Annotated in this window: 16 protein-coding genes; 10 read left to right on the top strand and 6 right to left on the bottom strand. The window is 69.3% G+C overall.

Features of this window, described 5'->3' with window-relative positions; genetic code table 11:
• Positions 1-53: 53 nt before the first annotated feature.
• Genes ACFSDF_RS09750 through ACFSDF_RS09740 form a run of 3 tightly spaced genes read left to right on the top strand, consistent with a single transcriptional unit; the run spans position 54 to position 2981 of the window.
• Positions 54-1334 (top strand): MFS transporter, encoded by a 1281-nt coding sequence (locus ACFSDF_RS09750; protein ID WP_377157304.1) that lies wholly within the window; start codon positions 54-56, stop codon positions 1332-1334.
• Entirely contained in the window at positions 1331-2488 is a 1158-nt protein-coding gene (locus ACFSDF_RS09745) for a DNA recombination protein RmuC (RefSeq protein WP_167001864.1), read from the top strand. The genes ACFSDF_RS09750 and ACFSDF_RS09745 overlap by 4 nt, the downstream gene beginning before the upstream one ends.
• A gap of 28 nt (positions 2489-2516) precedes the next feature.
• Positions 2517-2981 (top strand): DUF6542 domain-containing protein, encoded by a 465-nt coding sequence (locus ACFSDF_RS09740; RefSeq protein WP_167001862.1) that lies wholly within the window; start codon positions 2517-2519, stop codon positions 2979-2981.
• Positions 2982-3058: 77 nt separating this feature from the next.
• Here ACFSDF_RS09740 and ACFSDF_RS09735 read toward each other — a convergent pair whose 3' ends face one another.
• Both ACFSDF_RS09735 and ACFSDF_RS09730 read right to left on the bottom strand, forming a co-directional pair.
• Positions 3059-3442, bottom strand: coding sequence for an SHOCT domain-containing protein (locus tag ACFSDF_RS09735; RefSeq protein WP_167001860.1), 384 nt, complete (start codon positions 3440-3442; stop codon positions 3059-3061).
• A 103-nt stretch (positions 3443-3545) separates the two neighbouring features.
• A complete protein-coding gene (locus ACFSDF_RS09730; protein WP_167001858.1) occupies positions 3546-6065 on the bottom strand; it encodes a bifunctional FO biosynthesis protein CofGH in 2520 nt (839 codons plus the stop codon).
• Between the two features lie 87 nt (positions 6066-6152).
• Here ACFSDF_RS09730 and npdG point away from each other — a divergent pair, with 87 nt between their 5' ends.
• Entirely contained in the window at positions 6153-6836 is a 684-nt protein-coding gene (gene npdG, locus ACFSDF_RS09725; RefSeq protein ID WP_167001856.1) for an NADPH-dependent F420 reductase, read from the top strand.
• Positions 6837-6935: 99 nt separating this feature from the next.
• Here the strand turns inward: npdG and ACFSDF_RS09720 are convergent, their stop codons facing one another.
• Positions 6936-7910 (bottom strand): 4-hydroxy-3-methylbut-2-enyl diphosphate reductase, encoded by a 975-nt coding sequence (locus ACFSDF_RS09720; RefSeq protein ID WP_377159040.1) that lies wholly within the window; start codon positions 7908-7910, stop codon positions 6936-6938.
• A gap of 106 nt (positions 7911-8016) precedes the next feature.
• Between ACFSDF_RS09720 and xseA the strand changes: the two genes are divergently transcribed.
• Together xseA and ACFSDF_RS09710 are read left to right on the top strand one after the other, a co-directional pair.
• Positions 8017-9270, top strand: a complete 1254-nt coding sequence (gene xseA / locus ACFSDF_RS09715) for an exodeoxyribonuclease VII large subunit (protein WP_377157301.1) — start codon at positions 8017-8019, stop codon at positions 9268-9270.
• Positions 9267-9521, top strand: a complete 255-nt coding sequence (locus ACFSDF_RS09710) for an exodeoxyribonuclease VII small subunit (protein WP_167001852.1) — start codon at positions 9267-9269, stop codon at positions 9519-9521. Before xseA ends, ACFSDF_RS09710 begins: the two co-directional genes overlap by 4 nt.
• A 9-nt stretch (positions 9522-9530) precedes the next feature.
• Here ACFSDF_RS09710 and ACFSDF_RS09705 read toward each other — a convergent pair whose 3' ends face one another.
• Complete coding sequence (locus ACFSDF_RS09705) at positions 9531-10136, bottom strand: DUF4245 domain-containing protein (RefSeq protein ID WP_377157300.1); 606 nt, start codon at positions 10134-10136, stop codon at positions 9531-9533.
• Between the two features lie 120 nt (positions 10137-10256).
• Between ACFSDF_RS09705 and ACFSDF_RS09700 the strand changes: the two genes are divergently transcribed.
• The 4 genes from ACFSDF_RS09700 to ACFSDF_RS09685 are packed head-to-tail and all read left to right on the top strand — an operon-like array spanning position 10257 to position 13262.
• Entirely contained in the window at positions 10257-10655 is a 399-nt protein-coding gene (locus ACFSDF_RS09700) for a TOBE domain-containing protein (RefSeq protein ID WP_377157299.1), read from the top strand.
• Positions 10652-11437, top strand: coding sequence for a molybdate ABC transporter substrate-binding protein (modA, locus tag ACFSDF_RS09695; protein WP_377157298.1), 786 nt, complete (start codon positions 10652-10654; stop codon positions 11435-11437). Before ACFSDF_RS09700 ends, modA begins: the two co-directional genes overlap by 4 nt.
• On the top strand, positions 11434-12252 hold the full coding sequence (locus tag ACFSDF_RS09690) for an ABC transporter permease (protein ID WP_208322275.1): 819 nt from the start codon (positions 11434-11436) through the stop codon (positions 12250-12252). Before modA ends, ACFSDF_RS09690 begins: the two co-directional genes overlap by 4 nt.
• Entirely contained in the window at positions 12249-13262 is a 1014-nt protein-coding gene (locus tag ACFSDF_RS09685) for an ABC transporter ATP-binding protein (protein ID WP_377157296.1), read from the top strand. Before ACFSDF_RS09690 ends, ACFSDF_RS09685 begins: the two co-directional genes overlap by 4 nt.
• An 81-nt stretch (positions 13263-13343) precedes the next feature.
• Here the strand turns inward: ACFSDF_RS09685 and ACFSDF_RS09680 are convergent, their stop codons facing one another.
• Both ACFSDF_RS09680 and ACFSDF_RS09675 read right to left on the bottom strand, forming a co-directional pair.
• Positions 13344-13676 carry a hypothetical protein gene (locus tag ACFSDF_RS09680; protein ID WP_167001842.1) on the bottom strand — a complete coding sequence of 111 codons (333 nt, stop codon included), beginning with the start codon at positions 13674-13676 and terminating at the stop codon, positions 13344-13346.
• Positions 13677-13745: 69 nt separating this feature from the next.
• Positions 13746-19928 (bottom strand): DNRLRE domain-containing protein, encoded by a 6183-nt coding sequence (locus ACFSDF_RS09675; protein ID WP_377157294.1) that lies wholly within the window; start codon positions 19926-19928, stop codon positions 13746-13748.
• Positions 19929-19976: the final 48 nt, after the last annotated feature.

Below are 19976 nucleotides of genomic sequence, written 5' to 3'. Positions count from 1 at the left end.
AGTCATATGCTATATCTCTTCGCACTCCCCGCGCGATCGGCGAGAACTGATCCGTGATCGAGACATTCTTCCCGCGCGACCGGGTCGCCCGGGCTCTCACTCTCAGCACGGCGGCACACTCCCTGTCGAGCGGCGTCTTCTACACCGTGAGCGCGCTCTACTTCACCCGCGTGATCGGTCTGGAGGCCACCACCGTCGGGCTCGGGCTCGGCATCGCCGGAGGCATCGGGGTCGGCGCCTCGTACGGAGGGGGCTGGTTGTCGGACCGGGTCGGCGCCCACCACGTGCAGTCGTGGGCGATGACGCTGAACGGCATGGCGATGCTCGCGTACACCTTCGCCGCGGACGCTCTCGCCTTCGTCCTCGTCGCCTGCGTCGCGGTCGGCACACGTTCGGCGCAGGGGACGGCGAAGCAGGCGATCATCGCGCGCTGGTACGTCGGACCCGAAAGGGTCGCCCTCCGGGCGCGGATGCGCGTCGTCACCAACGTGTGCATCGGACTCGGCACCGTCACCGCAGCGGCCGCGCTCGTCGTGGACACCTCAGCCGCGTACCGGGCCGCGATGCTCGCCGCGGGCATCCTCCTGCTCGTGGCGGCGGTCCCGGTCGTCCGGCTCCCGCGCGCCGTGCCCGCGCTCGCGGAGGCGATGCTCGCCCAGACCCCGCCGGTCGAGCCTGTCGAGACCACGCTCGTCCGCAGCCCGTCGCCGTGGCGCGACCGCACGTACGTGGCCAGCGTGGTCGCCAACGCCGTGGTCGCGATGCACTTCGGCCTCCAGACGATCGGCGTCCCGCTGTGGATCGCGACGACCGAGGCGCCGACCGCCATGGTCTCGGTGCTGCTCGTCCTCAACACGGTCGTGGTCGCGTCGCTCCAGGTAAGAGCGTCGCGAGGCACGCACGACGTGCGCAAAGCAGGAGTCGCCGTGCGGCGGGGGTCGTGGCTCCTCGCCGGGGCGTGCGTGGCGTACGCGCTGGCGGGCTACGGCGACGTCGTGACCGCGTGCGGCCTCCTCGTCGTGGCTGCTCTGGTCCACGGGCTGGGCGAGATCCTCGGTGAAGCCGGCGGGTGGGGCATGGCGTTCGAGCTCGCCGACCCGCGGCGTGCCGGCGCGTACCAGGGACTGACCCAGACCGGGTACGCCGTCGCGGCGATGGTGTCGCCGGTCCTCGTGACGGCGACGGCGATCGAGCACGGCACGGTCGGGTGGGTCGTGCTCGGGGCGCTCTTCGCGGCGGCCGGGACGGCGGCGGCGTGGGTGGCCCGACACGCCGCGACGCGCGGGGCGCACTCCCGAGAAGTGTCAGTCGCCGCTGACAACCTGACCGCATGACCTTGCTCCTCGTCGCGCTTCTCGCCCTGGTCGCTGGACTCGCCGTCGGACTGGTCCTCGGCAGCGGCCTGCTGCGCCGCCAGGGCGCGACCGCGACCGACCACGCGCAGCTCTCGGCGCACGTCGCCGAGCGGGCCGTCGGGCCGGTCAAAGAGAGCCTCGACCGCTTCGACACGCGCCTGCGCGAGATCGAGGAGGGGCGTGTCTCGTGGCAGAGCCAGCTGCGCGAGCAGGTCGAGCAGGTCCGTACGACCAGCGAGTCGCTGCGGCGCGAGACCGCCTCGCTGTCCACCGCGCTGCGCAAGCCACAGGTGCGTGGCCGGTGGGGCGAGATGCACCTCCAGCGCGCCGCCGAGCTCGCCGGCATGGTCGACCGCGTCGACTTCGACCTGCAGGCGACGGTCCGTGACAGCGGAGCCGCGCTACGCCCCGACATGGTGGTGCACCTCGCCGGCGACAAGCATGTCGTGGTCGACTCCAAGGTCCCGCTCGACGCCTTCCTCGATGCGACCGAGGCCGACGACGAGGACGAGTACGCCGCCCATCTGCGACGACATGCGCGCCAGCTCCGGACGCATGTCGACGGGCTCGCTGCCAAGGCCTACTGGCGCCAGTTCCCCACCGCGCCCGAGTTCGTGGTGCTCTTCGTGCCGGGCGAGGCGTTCCTGTCGGCCGCACTCGACGCCGACCCGTCGGTGCTGGAGGACGCCGCCGCGAAGCGCGTCGTCCTCGCGACCCCCACCACGCTGATCGCGCTGCTGCGGACGGTCGGCTACGCCTGGACCCAGGCGCAGCTCGCCGACCAGGCCCGCGAGGTCCACACGCTCGCCCGTGAGCTGTACGAGCGCCTCGGCACGCTCGGCAAGCACTTCGGCAAGGTCGGTCGCAGCCTCGACGCCGCCGTCGGCGCCTACAACGGCGCGGTCGGCTCGCTCGAGACCCGGGTCCTGGTCACCGCACGGCGGATGTCCGAGATGCACGCCCCCGACACCGAGCTCGACGCGCCTGCGCCGGTGGAGACGCGCGCCCGTGCACTGCAGGCTCCCGAGCTCGAGCCGGCGCCTGCCGACCCCCTCGTCGAGGCGCTGCTGTCGGCCGAGGAGGCTCGCTCCGACGGCTCGAGCAGCCCGCACACGGCGCGCCGTACAGGCTGATCGTGCCCTGACGCCCTAGCGTGGGTGCGTGCAGCAGTGGGCCAGGCTCTCACGTGGGCCGCAACGGTCGAAGCCGCGCCACCGCAGGGCGTGGACGGCCCGTGCCGCCGAGGCGGACCTGACCGCACGAGGCATCGCTCTCGTCGCGGTCACCCTTGCGTTCTCCACAGCCTGGCTCGAGATCGCGACGACCGGCCGGCTCGGCTGGTTCTTCGACACGATGTTCGTCCTGGTGTCGGCAACCAACGCGCTGGCCGCCGCACGGAGCGCCCTGTATGCGCCGATGGTCGTCCCGCCGATCGCGCTGCTCGCGGTGCTGCTCGTCGTCGCGATCGCCCGGCCGTCGGCGATCGACGAGCCCGGCACGCCCCCCGACGCCTCGGTCGTCCAGATGATCGTGGTCGCCCTCGCCCATCACGCGATCGCGCTCGTCGTCGCCTTCGGACTGTCGCTCGGCGCCGTGATGTGGCGCAGCTCCGTCCCGGCACGCTGACCTCCGGACGCACACCGGGACGTCATACGTATGGGGGGTCGGAACCCCCCATACGTATGACGTCCCGGTGGGAGCGGTCAGCCGGCGAGCGCCTTCGCCTTCAGGTGGTCGAACTCCGCCTGCGTGATGGTGCCGGCGTCAAGGAGCGCCTTCGCCGTCTCGATCTGGTGCGCAGGGCTCGCATGCCCCGCAGTCTGCTGGATGTACTGATCCGTCTCCGCCTTGGCCGCCCGCATCGACGCGATCTGCCGCTCGGCCATGCCGCCGCCGCGCGCGATGAGGTACACGAGCGCCGTCAAGAACGGGAAGATGATCAAGAAGATCACCCACACCGCCTTCCACCACCCGCTGAGGTCACGGTCGCGGAAGAGGTCAGTCAGGATCTGGAAGAGCAGGATCAGGTACGCCACGAAGACGAAGCTCCACACGAGGAGCCAGAAGAAGTCCCAGAAATCGTCCATTGGGGTGCCTTTCCGCAAGTCATCGGCCGGCGCACACTGCGCCAGCCGGATCAACTCTCACGCGCCGCGCGACACCCGGCATCGCCCGCGCGGGGTGATTCGGTCAGGCCACCCGCTGGTGCACGTAGTCCGTACGACGCTCACGCACCGGACGCCCGATCCCTTCGGCGATCACTCGCAACTCCTCGACGGTCTTCGCCGAGCCGTGCTGCGACCCGGCCATCCGGCTGATCGTCTCCTCCATCAACGTGCCGCCGAGGTCGTTCGCACCGCCCTGCAGCATCGCGCGCGTCCCCTCGGTGCCGAGCTTGACCCACGACGTCTGGATGTTGTCGATCCGTCCGTGCAGCATGATCCGGGCGAGTGCGTGCACGGCCCGGTTGTCGCGCATGGACGGTCCGGGGCGGGCGACGCCCGCGAGATAGATCGGCGCGTTCGTGTGGATGAACGGGAGTGCGACGAACTCGGTGAAGCCGCCCGTACGGTCCTGCACCTCGGAGAGCGTCCGCAGATGCCCGACCCAGTGGCGCGGGTTGTCCACGTGGCCGTACATCATCGTCGAGCTCGACCGGATCCCGAGCGAGTGCGCCGTCTCGACGACCTCGATCCACTGCGCGGCGGGCAGCTTGCCCTTGGTGAGCACCCAGCGCACGTCGTCGTCGAGGATCTCGGCGGCGGTCCCCGGGATGGTGTCGAGGCCTGCTTCGTGCAGCTCGGTCAGCCAGTCGCGGATCGAGCGCCCGGCCTTCGCCGACGCGGTCACGACCTCCATCGGGCTGAACGCGTGGACATGGATACCGGGCGACGCCGCCTTCACGGCACGCACGATGTCGGCGTAGGCCGAGGGGCCGAGGTCGGGTGAGATGCCGCCCTGCAGGCAGACCTCGGTCGCGCCGAGCTCGACCGCCTCACGGACGCGGTCGCCGATCTGGTCAAGCGAGAGCGTGTAGGCGTCGGCGTCGGACTTGCGCTGCGCGAACGCGCAGAACCGGCACCCGACGTAGCAGACGTTGGTGAAGTTGATGTTCCTGTTGACGACGTACGTGACGTCGTCACCGACCGCGTCGCGCCGCAGGTCGTCGGCGAGACGGCAGACCGCGTCGAGCGCCGGGCCCTCGGCGGTCATCAGCGCGAGGTAGTCGGCGTCGGACAACCCGCCCGGCGTCGCCTCTGCCCGCGACAGCGCCGTCCGGACGTCGGCGTCGAGCCGCGCGGGGACGGACGGGAGCCCGACTGGTACGGAGGTGCGCGAGGCGTGCTCGCGTACCTCGTCCCAGTCGCCGTAGACCCCCGCGAAGTCGCTGCGCCGGTCCGCGCTGCGCCCGACGGTGTCGACCTCAGTGTGCAGCTCCGTACGACCGGCGGCCTCCATCGGGGTCTCGGGCTCCTGCCACGGGCGCCCGACCACCGGCGCGTCGGCGGCGGCGAGGCCGTCGGGTGCGGCCAGCGCAGACACGTGCGGCGCCAGCCGGGTGTCGAACCACGGCCGCTCCCCCGACAACGTCTCGCGGACGAAGCGCGGGTGCGCGGTCAGCCGCTCGGACAGCTGCAGCCCGGACTCGGCGGTCCAGCGAGCGAGGTCGTCGATCTGCGGCCAGGGACGCTCAGGGTTCACGTGGTCCGGCGTGACCGGCGAGACCCCGCCCCAGTCGTCGACGCCAGCCGCGAGCAGCGGTGCGATCGAGGCTGGGTCGGACAGGTTCGGCGGCGCCTGGATCGTCACCGACGGGCCGAGGACGATCCGCGCGGTAGCGAGCGTCGCGAGGTACTCCTCGACGCCCAGGTCAGGCTCGTTGCGCATCGCCGTGTCGTCCTTGGCGCGGAAGTTCTGGACGATCACCTCCTGCACCGAGCCGTACGTCCGCGCGATCCGGCGCAGCTCGAACAGCGCGTCGACACGCTCGGACACGGTCTCGCCGATCCCGACGAGGATGCCGGTGGTGAACGGGATGCCGATGCGCCCGGCGTCCTCGAGCACGCGGATCCGCAGCGCCGGGTCCTTGTCGGGGGAGGCATAGTGCGGACCGCCCGGCTCCGACCACAGGCGCGTCGCCGTCGTCTCGAGCATCATCCCCATCGACGGCGCGACCGGCCGCAGCCGCTGCAGCTCCGCCCACGACATCACGCCAGGGTTGAGGTGCGGCAGGAGGCCCGTCTCCTCGAGCACACGGATCGCCATCGCCCGCACGTACGACAGCGTGTCGTCGTAGCCGTGCTCGTGGAGCCACTCCTCGGCCTGGGGCCAGCGGTCCTCCGGACGGTCGCCGAGCGTGAACAAGGCCTCTTTGCACCCCTGAGCCGCGCCCTGCGCCGCGATCGCGACGATCTGGTCCGGTGATAGGAAAGGCGCGTCGACGCGGTTCGGCGTCGTCGCGAACGTGCAGTAGTGGCAGCGGTCTCGGCACAGCCGGGTGACGGGGATGAAGACCTTGCGGGAGTACGTGACGACGCCGGGCCGGCCTGCGGCCTCCATCGCCGCGTCCCGCACGCGGGTGGCGACGGCGGACAGGCGGACGAGGTCGTCGCCTCGCGCCGACGCCAGCGCCAGCGCCTCGTCGTGGTCGAGGGACTTCCCGGCCTCTGCGCGGGCCAGCGCCCGTCGGATCTCGCGATCGCTCGTCATGATCGCCTCATCGTAATCCCGTTCCGTCACGCGTGAGACGATGCGTCCTGCCATGGAAGGCAGCACTCAGTCTGAGCGAAGGACACCATGACTCACACCATCGCCGTCGTCGGAGGAACCGGGCCCCAGGGTCGCGGACTCGCCTACCGCTTCGCCCTCGCGGGCCACACCGTCGTCATCGGATCGCGCTCGGCCGAGCGCGCCGGCGAGAAGGCCGAGGAGATCGCGGCACGCGTCGCCGAGAACGGTGGCACCGGCACGCTGTCCGGCGCGACCAACACCGACGCCGCCGCCGGGGCGGACATCGTGCTGCTCGCCGTGCCGTGGGACGGCTACGTCGAGCTCGTCGCCGATCTCGCTCCGGTCCTCGACGGCAAGACGGTGATCAGCTGCGTGAACCCCCTCGCGTTCGACGCCGCCGGCCCGTACGGTCTGACGCTGCCGGAGTCCGCTGCTGAGCTCACGCAGGCCGCGGTCCCGAGCGCGAAGGTCGTCGGCGCGTTCCACCACGTGGCCGCACTGTCGCTGTGGAAGACGCCGGAGCCGCTGTCGCACGAGGACGTGCTCGTGTGCGGGGACGACGCGGAGTCGAAGGACCTCGTCGCCGACCTCGCCCGTACGGTCAGCGGCCTGCGCGGCATCGACGCCGGCGCCCTGCGGATCGCACGCCAGCTCGAGCCCTTCACGGCCGTGCTGATCAACGTGAACAAGCGCTACAAGGTCCGCTCGGGCCTGCACCTGGCGGGCCTGCCCGAGGACGCCCGCGCCTGAGGCTGGCTCCGTCCCGTCCGCGATTCGGGCAGTTTCCCCCTGCTTCGGCGCACGCGATCGGTGGGAAAGCGCCCGAATCGCGGACGGGACGGAGCTGCGTCAGACGGGCTGGCCGGCCTTGCGCAGGTCGCGGCGCAGCTCCGGCGGAAGCGCGAAGATCAGGCTCTCCTCGGCGGTGTGCACCGCGGTCGCGGGCGGGAAGCCGCGCTCGTTGAGGAACGCGATCACGCCCTGCACCAGCTCCTCGGGCACCGACGCGCCGGAGGTGACGCCGACCTTGTCGACACCCTCGAGCCACTCCTCGCGGATCTCGCTCACGTCGTCGACCCGGTACGAGGCCTTGGCTCCGGCCTCGAGCGCGACCTCGACGAGGCGTACGGAGTTCGACGAGTTGGCCGAGCCGACGACGATCATCAGGTCGGCGCCCTCGGAGATCTCCTTGACCGCGAGCTGGCGGTTCTGGGTGGCGTAGCAGATGTCGTCGCTCGGCGGGTCCTCCAGCTGCGGGAACTTTGCGCGCAGCGCATCGACGATCGCCATCGTCTCGTCCACGCTGAGCGTGGTCTGCGACAGCCAGGAGAGCTTGGTGTCCGCAGGGAACGACAGCGCCTCGACGTCGGCGACGGTCTCGACGAGCGTGATCGCCTCGGGTGCCTCGCCGTGGGTGCCTTCGACCTCCTCGTGACCGGCATGCCCAATCAGCAGGATGCGGTAGTCCTCACGGGCGAACCGCTTCGCCTCGTGGTGCACCTTGGTCACCAGCGGGCAGGTCGCGTCGATGGTCTTGAGCCCACGGGCGGAGGCATCGATGTGGACGGCCGGCGAGACGCCGTGCGCCGAGAACACGACCGTGGCGCCGGTCGGCACCTCGTCGAGCTCCTCGACGAAGACGGCGCCGCGGTGCTCGAGGGTCTGCACGACGTGCTTGTTGTGGACGATCTGCTTGCGGACGTAGACGGGCGCCCCGTACAGGTCGAGCGCCTTCTCGACCGTGATGACGGCGCGGTCGACGCCTGCACAGTAGCCGCGTGGCGCGGCGAGCAGGAGATCGCGGTCCGCGCCGAGCGCGGGCATGCCGAGTGTCACGGTGTCCGAAGCCATGCCCCCATCGTAGGGGAGTCCTCCACAGCTCCTGGCGCCGTCGCCGCTTGCTGTCTGCCGATGCGCCTAGGGTTGCTGCATGGCCCTCGAGACCACCCCTGACTCACCCGCGCCGCTGCGCGTGATCTCCCAGCTGATGGGCGACTACATCGCACGGCTCGGCGCCCAGTGGATCGAGGGCGAGATCGCTCAGCTCACCCGTCGCCAAGGGGTGTGCTTCCTGACCCTGCGCGACCTCGATGCCAAGATCTCGATGTCGGTGACCTGCCGCCGGATCGTCCTCGACCGCTCCGCCACGCCGATCACGGAGGGCGCGCGGGTCGTCGTCCACGCCAAGCCCGACTTCTATCCCGCCAACGGCACCTTGTCGCTCAACGCGCGCGAGATCCGCCCCGTCGGCATGGGCGAGCTGCTGGCCCGCATCGAGCAGCGTCGCCAGCTGCTCGCCGCCGAGGGCCTGTTCGACGCCGCACGCAAGCGGCCGCTGCCGTTCCTCCCGCACCGCATCGGCCTGATCACGGGCAAGGGCTCGGCAGCCGAGCGCGACATCCTCGAGAACGCACGCCTGCGCTGGCCCGGTGTGGAGTTCGGGATCTCGTACGCGCTTATGCAGGGCAACTCGTCCGCCGCTCAGGTCATCACCGCGCTGCGCGCGCTCGACGCCGACGAGTCGGTGGACGTCATCATCGTCGCCCGCGGCGGCGGCTCCGTCGAGGACCTCCTGCCGTTTTCAGACGAGGGCCTCGTGCGCGCCGTCGCCGCCGCCCGTACGCCGGTGGTGAGCGCGATCGGCCACGAGCCCGACGTGCCCCTCCTCGACCACGTCGCCGACGTCCGTGCGTCCACGCCCACCGACGCGGCGAAGCGGGTCGTCCCGGCCGTCGCCGACGAGCTCCAGCACCTGACCCAGCTGCGCCGCCGCGCCTGGTACGCGGTCGACCAGCGCCTCGGGCGCGAACAGCACCGGCTCGACGCGGTCCGGAGCCGGCCGTCGCTGGCCCGACCCGCGACGCTGATCGACGAGCAGACCGCCCGCGTCGACGAGCTCCTGGGGCGGGCACGCCGGTCGCTCGGCCACCGGCTCGACCTCGCGCACCACGACGCCGCCGCGCAGCTCGCCCGGGTGCGCGCACTGTCGCCGCTGCGGACGCTCGAGCGTGGCTACGCGGTCGCACAAACCGCTGACGGCACCGTCATCACGTCGATCGACCAGCTTTCCCCCGATGCCGAGGTGTCCCTGCGGGTGGTCGACGGCCACGCCACCCTCCGTACGCTCTCTACCGCCCCTTCACCGCACGCCGACCTCACCGATGACGACGAGGAGTCCCGATGACCGAGCCGAGCGACGACGCCACCGCGTCGACCCCGGAGATCCCGTACGAGCAGGCACGCGAGGAGCTCGCCGAGGTCGTCTCCAGGCTCGAGGCCGGCGGGACGACGCTCGAGGAGTCGCTCACGCTGTGGGAGCGCGGCGAAGAGCTGGCCGCGATCTGCCAGCAGTGGCTCGACGGCGCGCGGGCGCGCCTGCAGCGCGCTCAGGAGAAGGCGGCGCAGCGCGGTGACTCGGGAGCCGCCGCGCAGTGAGTCGAGGGGCTACTCGGAGGAGAGGAGCCCCATGAAACGCTCGATGTCCTCGCGGGGGGCGGGCCCGGTGACGAGCACCGTCATCTCCCCCTCCTCGCGGACGAAGGTGGTCTCGCCGCCGCCGGTCCACAGCTGCCAGGTCTTGCCGGCGACCTCGACGTCCGCACGCTGCTCGACGCCGGGCGCATAGGCCTCGATCATCCGCGGCGCGGAGTCGAGCGCCTGCTCGAGGCCGATGTAGCGGTCGTCCTCGGTGAGAACCCCCAGGTGCCACCGCCCGGACTCGCCAGGCTTGAACGTGACGCCGTTCGCACGCCACCCGTCAGGAAGCGAGGTGGGCGAATACACCGGGTACGGAGCCGTCTGACGTACATCCTCGACGGTCTGCTCGTACGCGACCGGCGGCCGCTCGTCGGGCGTGTTGCCCCAGAAGAACTGGCCGACCAGGTACAGCCCGACCACGATCACCGCCATGGCACCCATCGAGCGGGCGATGTCGGCGAACGCCGGGTTGCCGTATGTCGACCGCGGCTTCGCGGGGGCCTGGTCCGGCTCCGACGCCGGCTGCTCCTGCGTCGGCTGCCCGGGCGTCGGGGAAGGATCGGTGCTGCTCACCCGGCCATTCTCCCAGGCGCCCCCAGGCAACCGAACCACCCACTCGCCAATGCTCCGCACACACGAGCCGATTCTGCGTATCCACTCCGCATATGCGGTCATTTCTGCTAGCCTGCTGCCGTGCCAGCGTATCGCTATTCCGAGGCCGCCGAGCTCCTCGGCGTCAGCGACGACACGGTCCGTCGCTGGGCCGACCAGGGGCGGTTCGCCCCGACGCGGCTCGCGAACGGCGCCGCGGCAGTGGAGGGGCGTGACCTCGCCGCACTCGCCGTCGAGCTCGCCGACGCCCCCGCAGACCCCGAGCGGACTCACGTTCGCAGCGCCCGCAACCAGCTGCGCGGCATCGTGACCCGGGTCGTCGCCGACACGGTGATGGCGCAGGTCGAGCTGTGCTGCGGGCCTTACCGGATCGTCTCCCTCATCAGCGCCGAGGCCGTGAGCGACCTCGGCCTCGAGGTTGGGGTCGTCGCGGTCGCCGGCGTGAAGGCCACGAACGTCACCCTGGAGGTCACCCCGTGAAGCGTTCGCCGTTCCGTACGGGCGCGGGCCTCGCGCTCGCCGCAGCTGCCACCTCCCTCGTCCTCGCCGGCTGCGGGGGCGCCGACGAGGACGAGGGAGGCGCGTCGCAGGACCGTACGCTCACCGTCCTTGCAGCCGCCTCGCTGACCGAGGCCTTCGACGACCTGGAGCCTGTGTTCGAGCACGAGCACGACGGGGTGGACGTCCGGCTGACGTACGACTCCTCGGCCGTGCTCGCGGAGCAGGTGATCCAGGGCGCACCCGCCGACGTCCTCGCGACCGCCGACGAGACGACGATGCGCAAGGTCGTCGAGGCGGACGCCGCCGACGGTGACCCCGTGCTCTTCGCGAGCAACACCCTCGTCATCGCGACCCCGCCCGACAACCCCGGCAAGGTCCGCGGCGTTCAGGATCTGGGCCGCGCCACGTTCGCCGTGTGCGTGCCGCAATCACCGTGCGGCGACGCCGCGCAGCGCCTGCTCGCCCTCGACGGCAACACCGCGAAGCCGACGACCGAGGAGCAGAACGTGAAAGGCGTCCTCACCAAGGTGACGCTCGGCGAGGTCGACGCCGGGCTGGTCTACCGCTCCGACGCGCAGGCGGCCGGCGACGACGTCGAGACGGTTGAGGCGGAGAACGCCTCGGAGGTCGTCAACGTCGATCCGATCGTCGTCCTCGTCGATTCCCAGGGCGCCGACCTCGGTCGCGACTGGGTCGACCTCGTCACGAGCAAGCAGGGGCAGAAGGTCCTCGCGCAGCACGGGTTCGGGCCAGCCGCGTGACCAGTCGGGGCGCTCCCGCCCTCGGACGGGTGCCGGTCACGCTTGTCATCCCGTCCGTCGTCGGCCTCCTCCTCCTGCTGCTCCCGCTCGGCGGGCTGCTGCTGCGTGCTCCGTGGGGCACGTTCCTGGAGCGGCTCGGCAAGCCGGAGATCCTCGACGCGCTCCGGCTGAGCCTGGTCACGTCGACGGTCGCCACCGCCGTGTGCCTTGTGCTCGGGGTGCCTCTGGCCTGGGTGCTCGCCCGTACGGAGTTCCGCGGGCGCAGCGTCGTCCGGGCGCTCGTGAACGTGCCGCTGGTCCTCCCGCCGGTGGTCGGCGGCGTGGCCCTGCTGATGGTGTTCGGGCGGCGGGGTGTCGTCGGGCAGTGGCTCGATGAGGCCTTCGGCGTCACGATCCCGTTCACCACGGTGGCGGTCGTCCTCGCCCAGTCGTTCGTCGCACTCCCCTTCCTCGTGATGAGCGTCGAAGGTGCGCTGCGGACCGCGGGCCACCGGTACGACGAGGTCGCCGCGACGCTCGGCGCCCACCGTCTCGTCACGTTCTGGCGGATCACCCTGCCTCTCGCCGCACCCGGGATCGCCGCGGGTGCCGCCCTGGCGTGGGCACGAGCGCTCGGCGAGTTCGGGGCGACGATCACGTTCGCCGGGAGCGTGCCGGGCGTGACACGGACGATGCCGTTGCAGATCTACGGCGCGATGCAGTCCGATGCCGACACGGCCATCATGCTGAGCGTGATCCTGCTGGCGATCAGCGTCGCGGTCCTCGTGGCGCTGCGCTCGTCGTGGACCGGCCGCGCATGGGCGGGGCAGGCGTGACTGGGCTCGACGCGAGGCTGCGGCTGCGTCGGGGGGCGTTCGCCGCCGAGGCTGCCTTCGCGGTGCCACCCGGTGAGGTCCTCGCGCTGGTCGGCCCCAACGGCGCCGGCAAGAGCACGCTGCTGCGCGCCCTGGCGGGACTCACGTCGCTCGACGAGGGCCACGTGGTCCTCGGCGACACCGTCCTGGAGGACACCGCATCGGGTGTCCGGACGCCGACTCCCCAGCGTGACCTGACGATGGTCTTCCAGGACCCGCTGCTGTTCCCGCACCTGTCGGTCCGCGACAACGTGGCGTTCGGGCTGCGCCACCACGTCGGCACCGCCTCGGTCTCCCGTACGCGGCGTGGCCGCGCTGCCCGGGAGCGCGCCGACGAGATCCTGACCCGTACGGGGCTTGCCGACCTGGCCGCTCGCAAGGCGGCCCGGTTGTCCGGCGGTCAACGCCAGCGGATCGCGATCGTACGGGCGCTCGCCTGTGATCCCGCCCTGCTACTCCTCGATGAGCCGACGTCCGCGCTCGACGTCTCGGTGACGACGGAGGTGCGGGCGTTCCTACGCCAGCACGTGCGCGACTTCGGCGGCGTCACGGTGCTGGTCTCGCACGACCCGCTCGACGCGTTCGTGCTCGCGGACCGGGTGGCGGTCATCGAGGAGGGCCGGCTCACCCAGGCCGGCACGCCCGACGAGATCTCCCGCAGGCCCCGTACGGACTACGTCGCGCACCTGATGGGACGCAACCTGATGCGCGACGGCGACACGTACCGGACCTTCAGCCCGACCGCGGTCACGCTCTTCCGCGAAGAGCCCGTCACGTCCGCGCGCAACCTCTGGCAGCTGCGGATCGTGAGCCTCGTCCCGCACGGCGACGCCGTCCGCGTGCACCTACGCGGGGCGGTGCCTCTGGTCGCCGACGTGACCCGCGAGGCCATCGCCGCGCTCGACCTGCACGAGGGCGTCTCCGTGTGGGCGAGCGTCAAGGAGACCGAGGTGACGACGTTCGAGGACTGACGCCGCGAAATCCGCACCGCGCGCCCGCACTTTGCGTTGGCCCGGGCGCGATCGACGAGGTTGGTGAGCGTTTCCCTGCATCTACGCGTCGATCTGATCATCATTCGCGCCGTTCCGTTCCAGGCGCACGCTAACCGAATGACGCGCCTTCCTGGCGATCGCCAAGACCGCGAAGAGCGGGGAGGCTGCAGATAGAGCGACAAATAGACCCGTGATCTGCTTCGATTCGGGAAGCAGAGCCAGGGCAGTGAGCGATGCACCGAAGATCGCAATGAGGATTCCGATGACCGCCAGCGTCGGCCGCCAGCCATCCGGCATCCGGCGATCGAACCACCGCCAAAAGACATGGCCGAATATCCCGCCGGCCAGAGCAGTCGCAACCCAAGGCGCGGATTCGAGAATTAACGACCACATATCGGAAACCCTCTCCTGAAGAGGGAAGCCTTCGAATTCAGTCGCTTCAAATCGCGTACAGCGCCTGGCCTATTCATAGAGCCAGATTCTGAAGAAGTACTCGACATAGTACCTGACAGTGACTACAAAATCAGTGACCCTATTCGCCAGACTCCGCAAACCATACTTGCCAGCAAATTTCCGAAGCTTCTTTGCCATGCGGTCAATCGCCCGGTTAGTACCGCGGATCAACTTCTCCGCATTGCTCTTAACCCAGTTCCCGAATTTTGGGCCGACGTACCCTACAACTCCGGCAAGTGCTCCGTAGCTAGCCGCCATCCCAAGCCCGTTCCAGCTGAACTTATTCGACGAGAACCCTACTTTAAAGGCGTACCCCGCGGCACCCATAAGCCCGCCAAGGCCGGCAGCGCAGGCGAAGCCAGCAAGTCCAGTCGTCCTACAAAATGTACCTAGCGCAGTCTCGAAAAAGACGAGCGCCAGATTACCGAGATCCGCCCATCCCGCCCCAGTTGGGTCCCAGACGTTGATGGGGTCGGTGGGATACGCGTACGGGTTTGCTCCGCCGTTGCGGATGGGGTCTGGGGAGGTGAAGAGGCCGGTGCTGGGGTTGTAGAGGCGGGCGCCCATGAGCACCAGTCCGCCGAGGGTGTCGGACGATCGCTGATGGGAGCCGAGCCACCCGTATCGGCTCGAGTGGGCCGACTCGATCGGGTTGCCGTATTCGTCACTTTCGGTATAGGTGTCGATCGCGATGGGGACGTCGGGGGTCTGGTTCTGTGTTGCGACGATGTCCCCGTGAAGGTTTGCCAGCTGAAACACGGTGTCGGTGCCCGAGACGGAGGCGACCATGCCGAGGTCGGGCAGGGTGACGTATCGGGTGCTGGTCCAGGTGTCTCCGCCGTCGATGGAGGATTGGACACTCGTTGGGGAGTCGGAGTCGTCGGAGTACCGGTACCTGAGACGACTGCCCTCGACGTCGTTGCTTGCATTGATGATCGATCCGATACGGTCGATCGGTTCGAGCACATAGGAGATCCGACGCTGATTCGTCCCGCCCATTCCGTTGTCGACATCCTGGGTGAGTGACTCCACCATATCGTTCGCGAAGTAACTCACGCCCAACGCGCTAACAGCGCCCGGACCGGTGTCTGACTTGGGGATGGTGATGGTTCTACCGAAGCCGTCGTAGGCATAGCCGTCGTCACGGATCCGCGATGCGGTGTCGTACTCGCTGATCTCCTGGACGGAAGGTGTTGCGCTCTGGCAAGTTCCGTCTTCGGCCGCTGCGAAGGCTGCGAAGGTTTTTCGCTCGGACGCTGGGGTGAATCCGTAGGTACGAGTGAGGCACTCACCTGCCCGACTGTCTTGGACTTGCGTCAGTCGGCCGAGGTCATCGAAGGAGTAGGCCTGGCTTGAGACGTCGGATGAGCTGGCGATCGTGCGCCCGCGCACATCGGTTGTGGCGCCGAAGGTGAGGATCGGCTGTTCGTCAGGGTCGAGGTACTCCAGCCCTGTTCTAACGCCGGCCTCGTTGGTGGTGGTGCGGGACGACATCCCGTTGGGGTAGGTGACCGACGTCTGGGCGCCGCGTGCGTCGTGCGTGAGGGAGAAGGTCCCGGCTGCGCCGTCGATGAGGCCACCAACCGTGACCGCGGTCGCGAGCCCTCGGTGCTCGCCGGTGTTTCCGTCGTAGACGAAGCTGTAGTTTCCGGCGCCGTCGTCGACGGTTGCAATTTGGTCGTCGACGGTGAATGTGGTGGTCGATGTCATCCCGCTCGCGTCGGTGTACTTCCAGGCCCGTCCCCAGCTGTCGTACTCGGTGAGGACGCTCGCACCGGCGGCCGACTGCGTGGTCGGCAGGCCGGACTCGGGGTCGTATTCGAATGTGGACGTGCGGGTGTCGCCGGGTGCTTGGACCGTGGTGGCGACGCTTCGCCCGAGCGCGTCGTAGGTGTGGGTCGTGACCCGGGTGTCCGAACCGGACGTCTCTTCAATGCGCGTGGGCTGGAGGTCCTCGTCATAGTCCGCGTAGTAGACGATCGGGATAGAGGGGTCGGTCGGTTGCACGGCAGGACCGACCTTGCAGGTGAGCCCGATCCAGGCCCGGCGCTGTTGCTCGCTGGCAAGGTTCGCTCGACAGTCTCCGTCGACGGCGTCGACTGCGAAGTAGGTCGTGACCGTCGCATAGGCATCGGATCCGACCCCCGAGCTGTCCGATGCTCCGCCGGGAAGCCGACTCTCGATTTCGGCCCCGGCAGCGTCGTAGCGCGTGACCGTAGTCGACCACGACCCATCGTCGAGTCGGATGCGTTGGCGGGTCGGCCTCCCGAGTGTCCAACCGTTGCCGTCGCCTTCGGCGACAGGTGAATAGTCGAGCCGAACCATCGTGGGATCGTGGGCGCCTCCGAAGTCGGGATCGGCGGCAGAGCGAGTCGTTTCGACAACGAGATTGAAAGAGGTCTTTCCGGCCGGCAGTTCTGGCTTGTTGTCGCCACCGAGTGTGGGGTCTTCGTCGTCGTAGGTGAAGCTCTGGTGGGGTCGGTACGGGCCAGTCGTGCCGTCACGCAGCGTGGCGGTGCGGACGGGCCCGAACTGATCTTCCGCTCGGGTGCCGTCACCGTCGTCGGGATCGTCGTCGCCGTCGTCGTTGTAGACGGTGAAGGCTGACGCCTCCGCGGCCACGCTCGGGCGCTCGGCGGCCGGTGCGGCCAGTGCGCGCGCACGCCCGGCGCCGTCGAGTGTCCGCACCACGTTGCCGTTCTCATACCAGATCGAATCGACGAGCCACTGACCGATGCCGTCGACGTTGCCGTGGATCGCGGTGTTGGTGACTGCACCGACAGCATCGACGAACCACAGGCTCGCGTGTTCGAGGTCCGCGCTCGTCGGGGTTGCCGCCGGGATGTGATCAGGGCTGAAGACGGCGTAGGCCTTCGTCGGCACCGTGCTCTGCCCCCACTCCGCGGCTGATGCCGCAGAGAGGTCAGGTAGCCCCGCCGTGATGGTCGCAAGGTCGTAGGACACGGTCCAGGTGACGGGCGTCCCGGTGGCGTCGTTCGAGTGCTCATCCAGCGGACGGGTGACCGTCGTCAGACGACCGGAGGCGTCGTAGGTGAACTGCCACGAGACTTGCCCCGGCGGCGCGAACCGCTTCAGCAGGGTACGACCGGCGACCGTCGTCGTGTCGTACTCATACGTCGAGCACAACGGCTTGCCGGCGCCTGCACCGTCGGGGTCGCGGCTACACACCGTGCCGAGACGCCCGGCGGCGTAGGTGTAGGTCGCCAGCGTTACCGCAGGCCGCCCAGCCACGACACGTTGGATGGTCGAAACCCGTCGAGCATCGCCGGTGCCGGTGTAGTTGACCTTGAGACCCCGACAACCCGTCTCCTGAACCGACGCCGTGCAGGTTGCGGCAGCCCCGGGTTCGGTTTCGGCGATCCAGGTGAGGAACCTGTCGTCATCGAACGTAAAGGTCGTCTCGGGCTCTTCCTCGGGTGTGTTGCTTGCCTCGAGCAGGACCCACGATCCGTCCTCGCCCTGCTCCCACACCGTCTCCGAGGACGGTGCCCGCGTCAACGTCACCGTGGCACCATCGAGGGTGAGGCGGCTTCCGTCGTCGACACCGGCCGGTCGGAACTGCACAGGCCCGTTCGGTGCCGTCGGGTCGATGCCCGGGTCCACCGTTGTGAACATCTGGGACGCGCCGCCTGCGGTGACCAGCACGAAGGTACGGTCCTTGGCGCGGTGATCAAGCAACTCTGCAGTGGATTCGCCCGGGGCGAGCAGTGTGTCCGACCAGCCTGGTCCGAACGGCCCGGGCGTCGTGGTCGATCGGTCGAACGAGGAGAACGTGCGCCCCACTCCCGCCAACGTGTCGGTGGCGTCAGTCTCCATCAACGACATCTCACCCGTCAGCAGCGCCACCTGGGCCGGCCCGACCGCGGTCACGGGGAGGTTCGGGCCGAATGCATTGTCGACGAGCTGGACCTTCCGCGGCCCCGAGCACACCTGCGACGGCGTTCCCGCGTAGGTGAAGCACGCATTCAGCTCGATCAGGGCAGGCGCCTTGATCGCCGCCTTCGGCACCGCAGCGCTTGCGGGGTCTTCCTGCGCCGTTGCGTCCCACAGAAGCGCAGGTGAGGTCGACGCCGATCCGTCGCTGGCGTTCGTGACCGTTCCCAGCCACGGCTCACCATCGTCGGCGAGTCCCTGGACAGGATGCCACGCGGTCTGCCCCGAGTAGCGCCACGACAGTGCCGCTGTGGTGGCATTCGGGGGACCAGACACCTGCACGGGGAACATCGCTGTCGAGCGAGTGGAACTGCTGGGTGCAAGGAACGACGCGCCGCCGTACCCGAAGGTAAAGGTTGCCGTCGATCCGACATTGCCGGCCTTGTCAGTCGGGGTCACCGTCAGCTTGTGGGAGCCCTTCCCGGGAAGCCACGCCAGCGATGCGGCGCCGCCCGTTCCCGCAGACAACCGAGGCTTGGACACGCCGTCTAATGTGTACGCGAACGATGCAGTATCGCTGGCACCTGTTAGCGTAAACACGTTCGACGACGGCGTGTCCTGCCGCCATTGCCCATTTGTGAAAGCCGATGCGGTTATCGCTACCGCGGGCTTCGCGGTGTCGGTCGTGAAAGCCGTCGAGGCCGAGTATGCCTTCGAGCTCAGACTTCCGTCGTTGGCGCGCACCTTTACCGAGTAGGCGACGCCGTGAGCGAGTGTCCCGGCCGGGACCGTCACAGATGCGCTCGAACCAGACGCGACGTAGGCGGACGTCCCGGTCCACTTGAGTGTTGCTCCTTGGTAGACCTCGAAGATACCCCGCACGTTGCCACCGTTGGGGTCCGCCACCGTGGACCGAAGGGTCGGAGTGAGCAGTACCGAGTACCCGGACGAGCTTGCAGGCGAGGTCGTGACCGAAGGAGTTCCGGCCGTGTTTGGGTATGAGTTGTAGGTAACCGCCATCCGTGGGCGCGTATCGGGGTTAGAGTGCTCGCTGGAACGGTACTTGCGCCAGGTGTAGTTGCTGGCCTCGTTGTCGGCGGCGATCCGGATGCCCCAGTTGCTCGACCCGTTGGCCCACGCCTGCACGATCGCGGTTGCATCCCACGCCGCCTGGTACCCGTCCGCATCACAGGACGCCGAGTAGCCGTATGCGGGCGAGAACGTACTTGAGCCGGTTGAGGTGACCGTCGGTTGGTTCGCCCAGGTCAAATCTCCGACCGACCAGGTCTCGGTGATGCGGCTGATCCGGATGGCCGAAGCTGTGCACGAGCCGGAGTACCAGTTCCGCATCTTGAACGTCGCCGAGACGATGTCCTGACCGGACCCGCCGTTGTCTGCCAGCATGCCGATGAACTTCACGAACGAGCGCGCCTTGTGACCGCCGGCGTCGTACGTGCCCGCCCGAAGCTCGCTCGAGCCGCCTTGGCTGGTGGTGTAGTCGGCGTTCTGGACCCAGGAGTCGCCGTTGGCGTAGCTGGTGTAGGACGGGTCCACCGTGACCGGATACTGGGTCGCCGGGTCGGACAGCCACGCCTCGTCGGGCGACAGCACCAGCGTCTGCTTCTCCTTGGCACCGCTGCCGCTGGTCTCAACGGCGGTCTCGACCGGCTCGACATTCGCCGGGAGCCCGTCGTGGCCTTCAGTGGCATCCCACATCAGCGGCTGCGGGGCGGTGACCACCTTCTTGCCGTCCGCCTTCAGCACCAGCGACCCGTTGGCCTTCTCAATCAGCTCACCCTCCGGGGTCTCCAGCGGGATCGGGATCTCCAACGGACCCGTCGGTGCCTCACGCAGCACAACCGAGTGCGAGAACCCCGTCGGCAAGGCCGTCACCACAAGATCGCCGTTCTCGACCGCGCCGGGATAGGTAACGATGTTGCCGTCCACGACCGGTTTCGGCAGCACCGTCGGCCACCCGAACGACGACCGGTTGCCGTCCTTGTCGGTCACCGTCGCGAACGTCTTGTCCCCGCCGTCGGAGAACACCACATCCGCCGACGCATACCGCGCCGCCAAACCCTCATTGTCGGCGGTCGCGACCACGTCCGTGTCGATGACGCGCCATGCCCCGGCGTCGTCGGCGACGCGGACAGGCCCCGACGCCGTCTCCGACGTCCACGTTCCATCCGGGTTCGCAAACACCTGCGCTGACTCGGTACGAGCGGACAGGTCCTCCACCGGTTCGCCAGTAAGCCGGGCGGTGACCGCCGCCGACACCGCATCCGGACGCTCCGTCACGCCGTCGCCGTCCGAATCCGACGCAGCCTTCGCTGGTGGTGGGTCCGC

The organism is Mumia zhuanghuii, assembly GCF_042681565.1.
Lineage (GTDB): Bacteria > Actinomycetota > Actinomycetes > Propionibacteriales > Nocardioidaceae > Mumia.
Note: the sequence above shows the minus strand (reverse complement) of the source record. Positions and strands in the feature narration are given on the sequence as shown.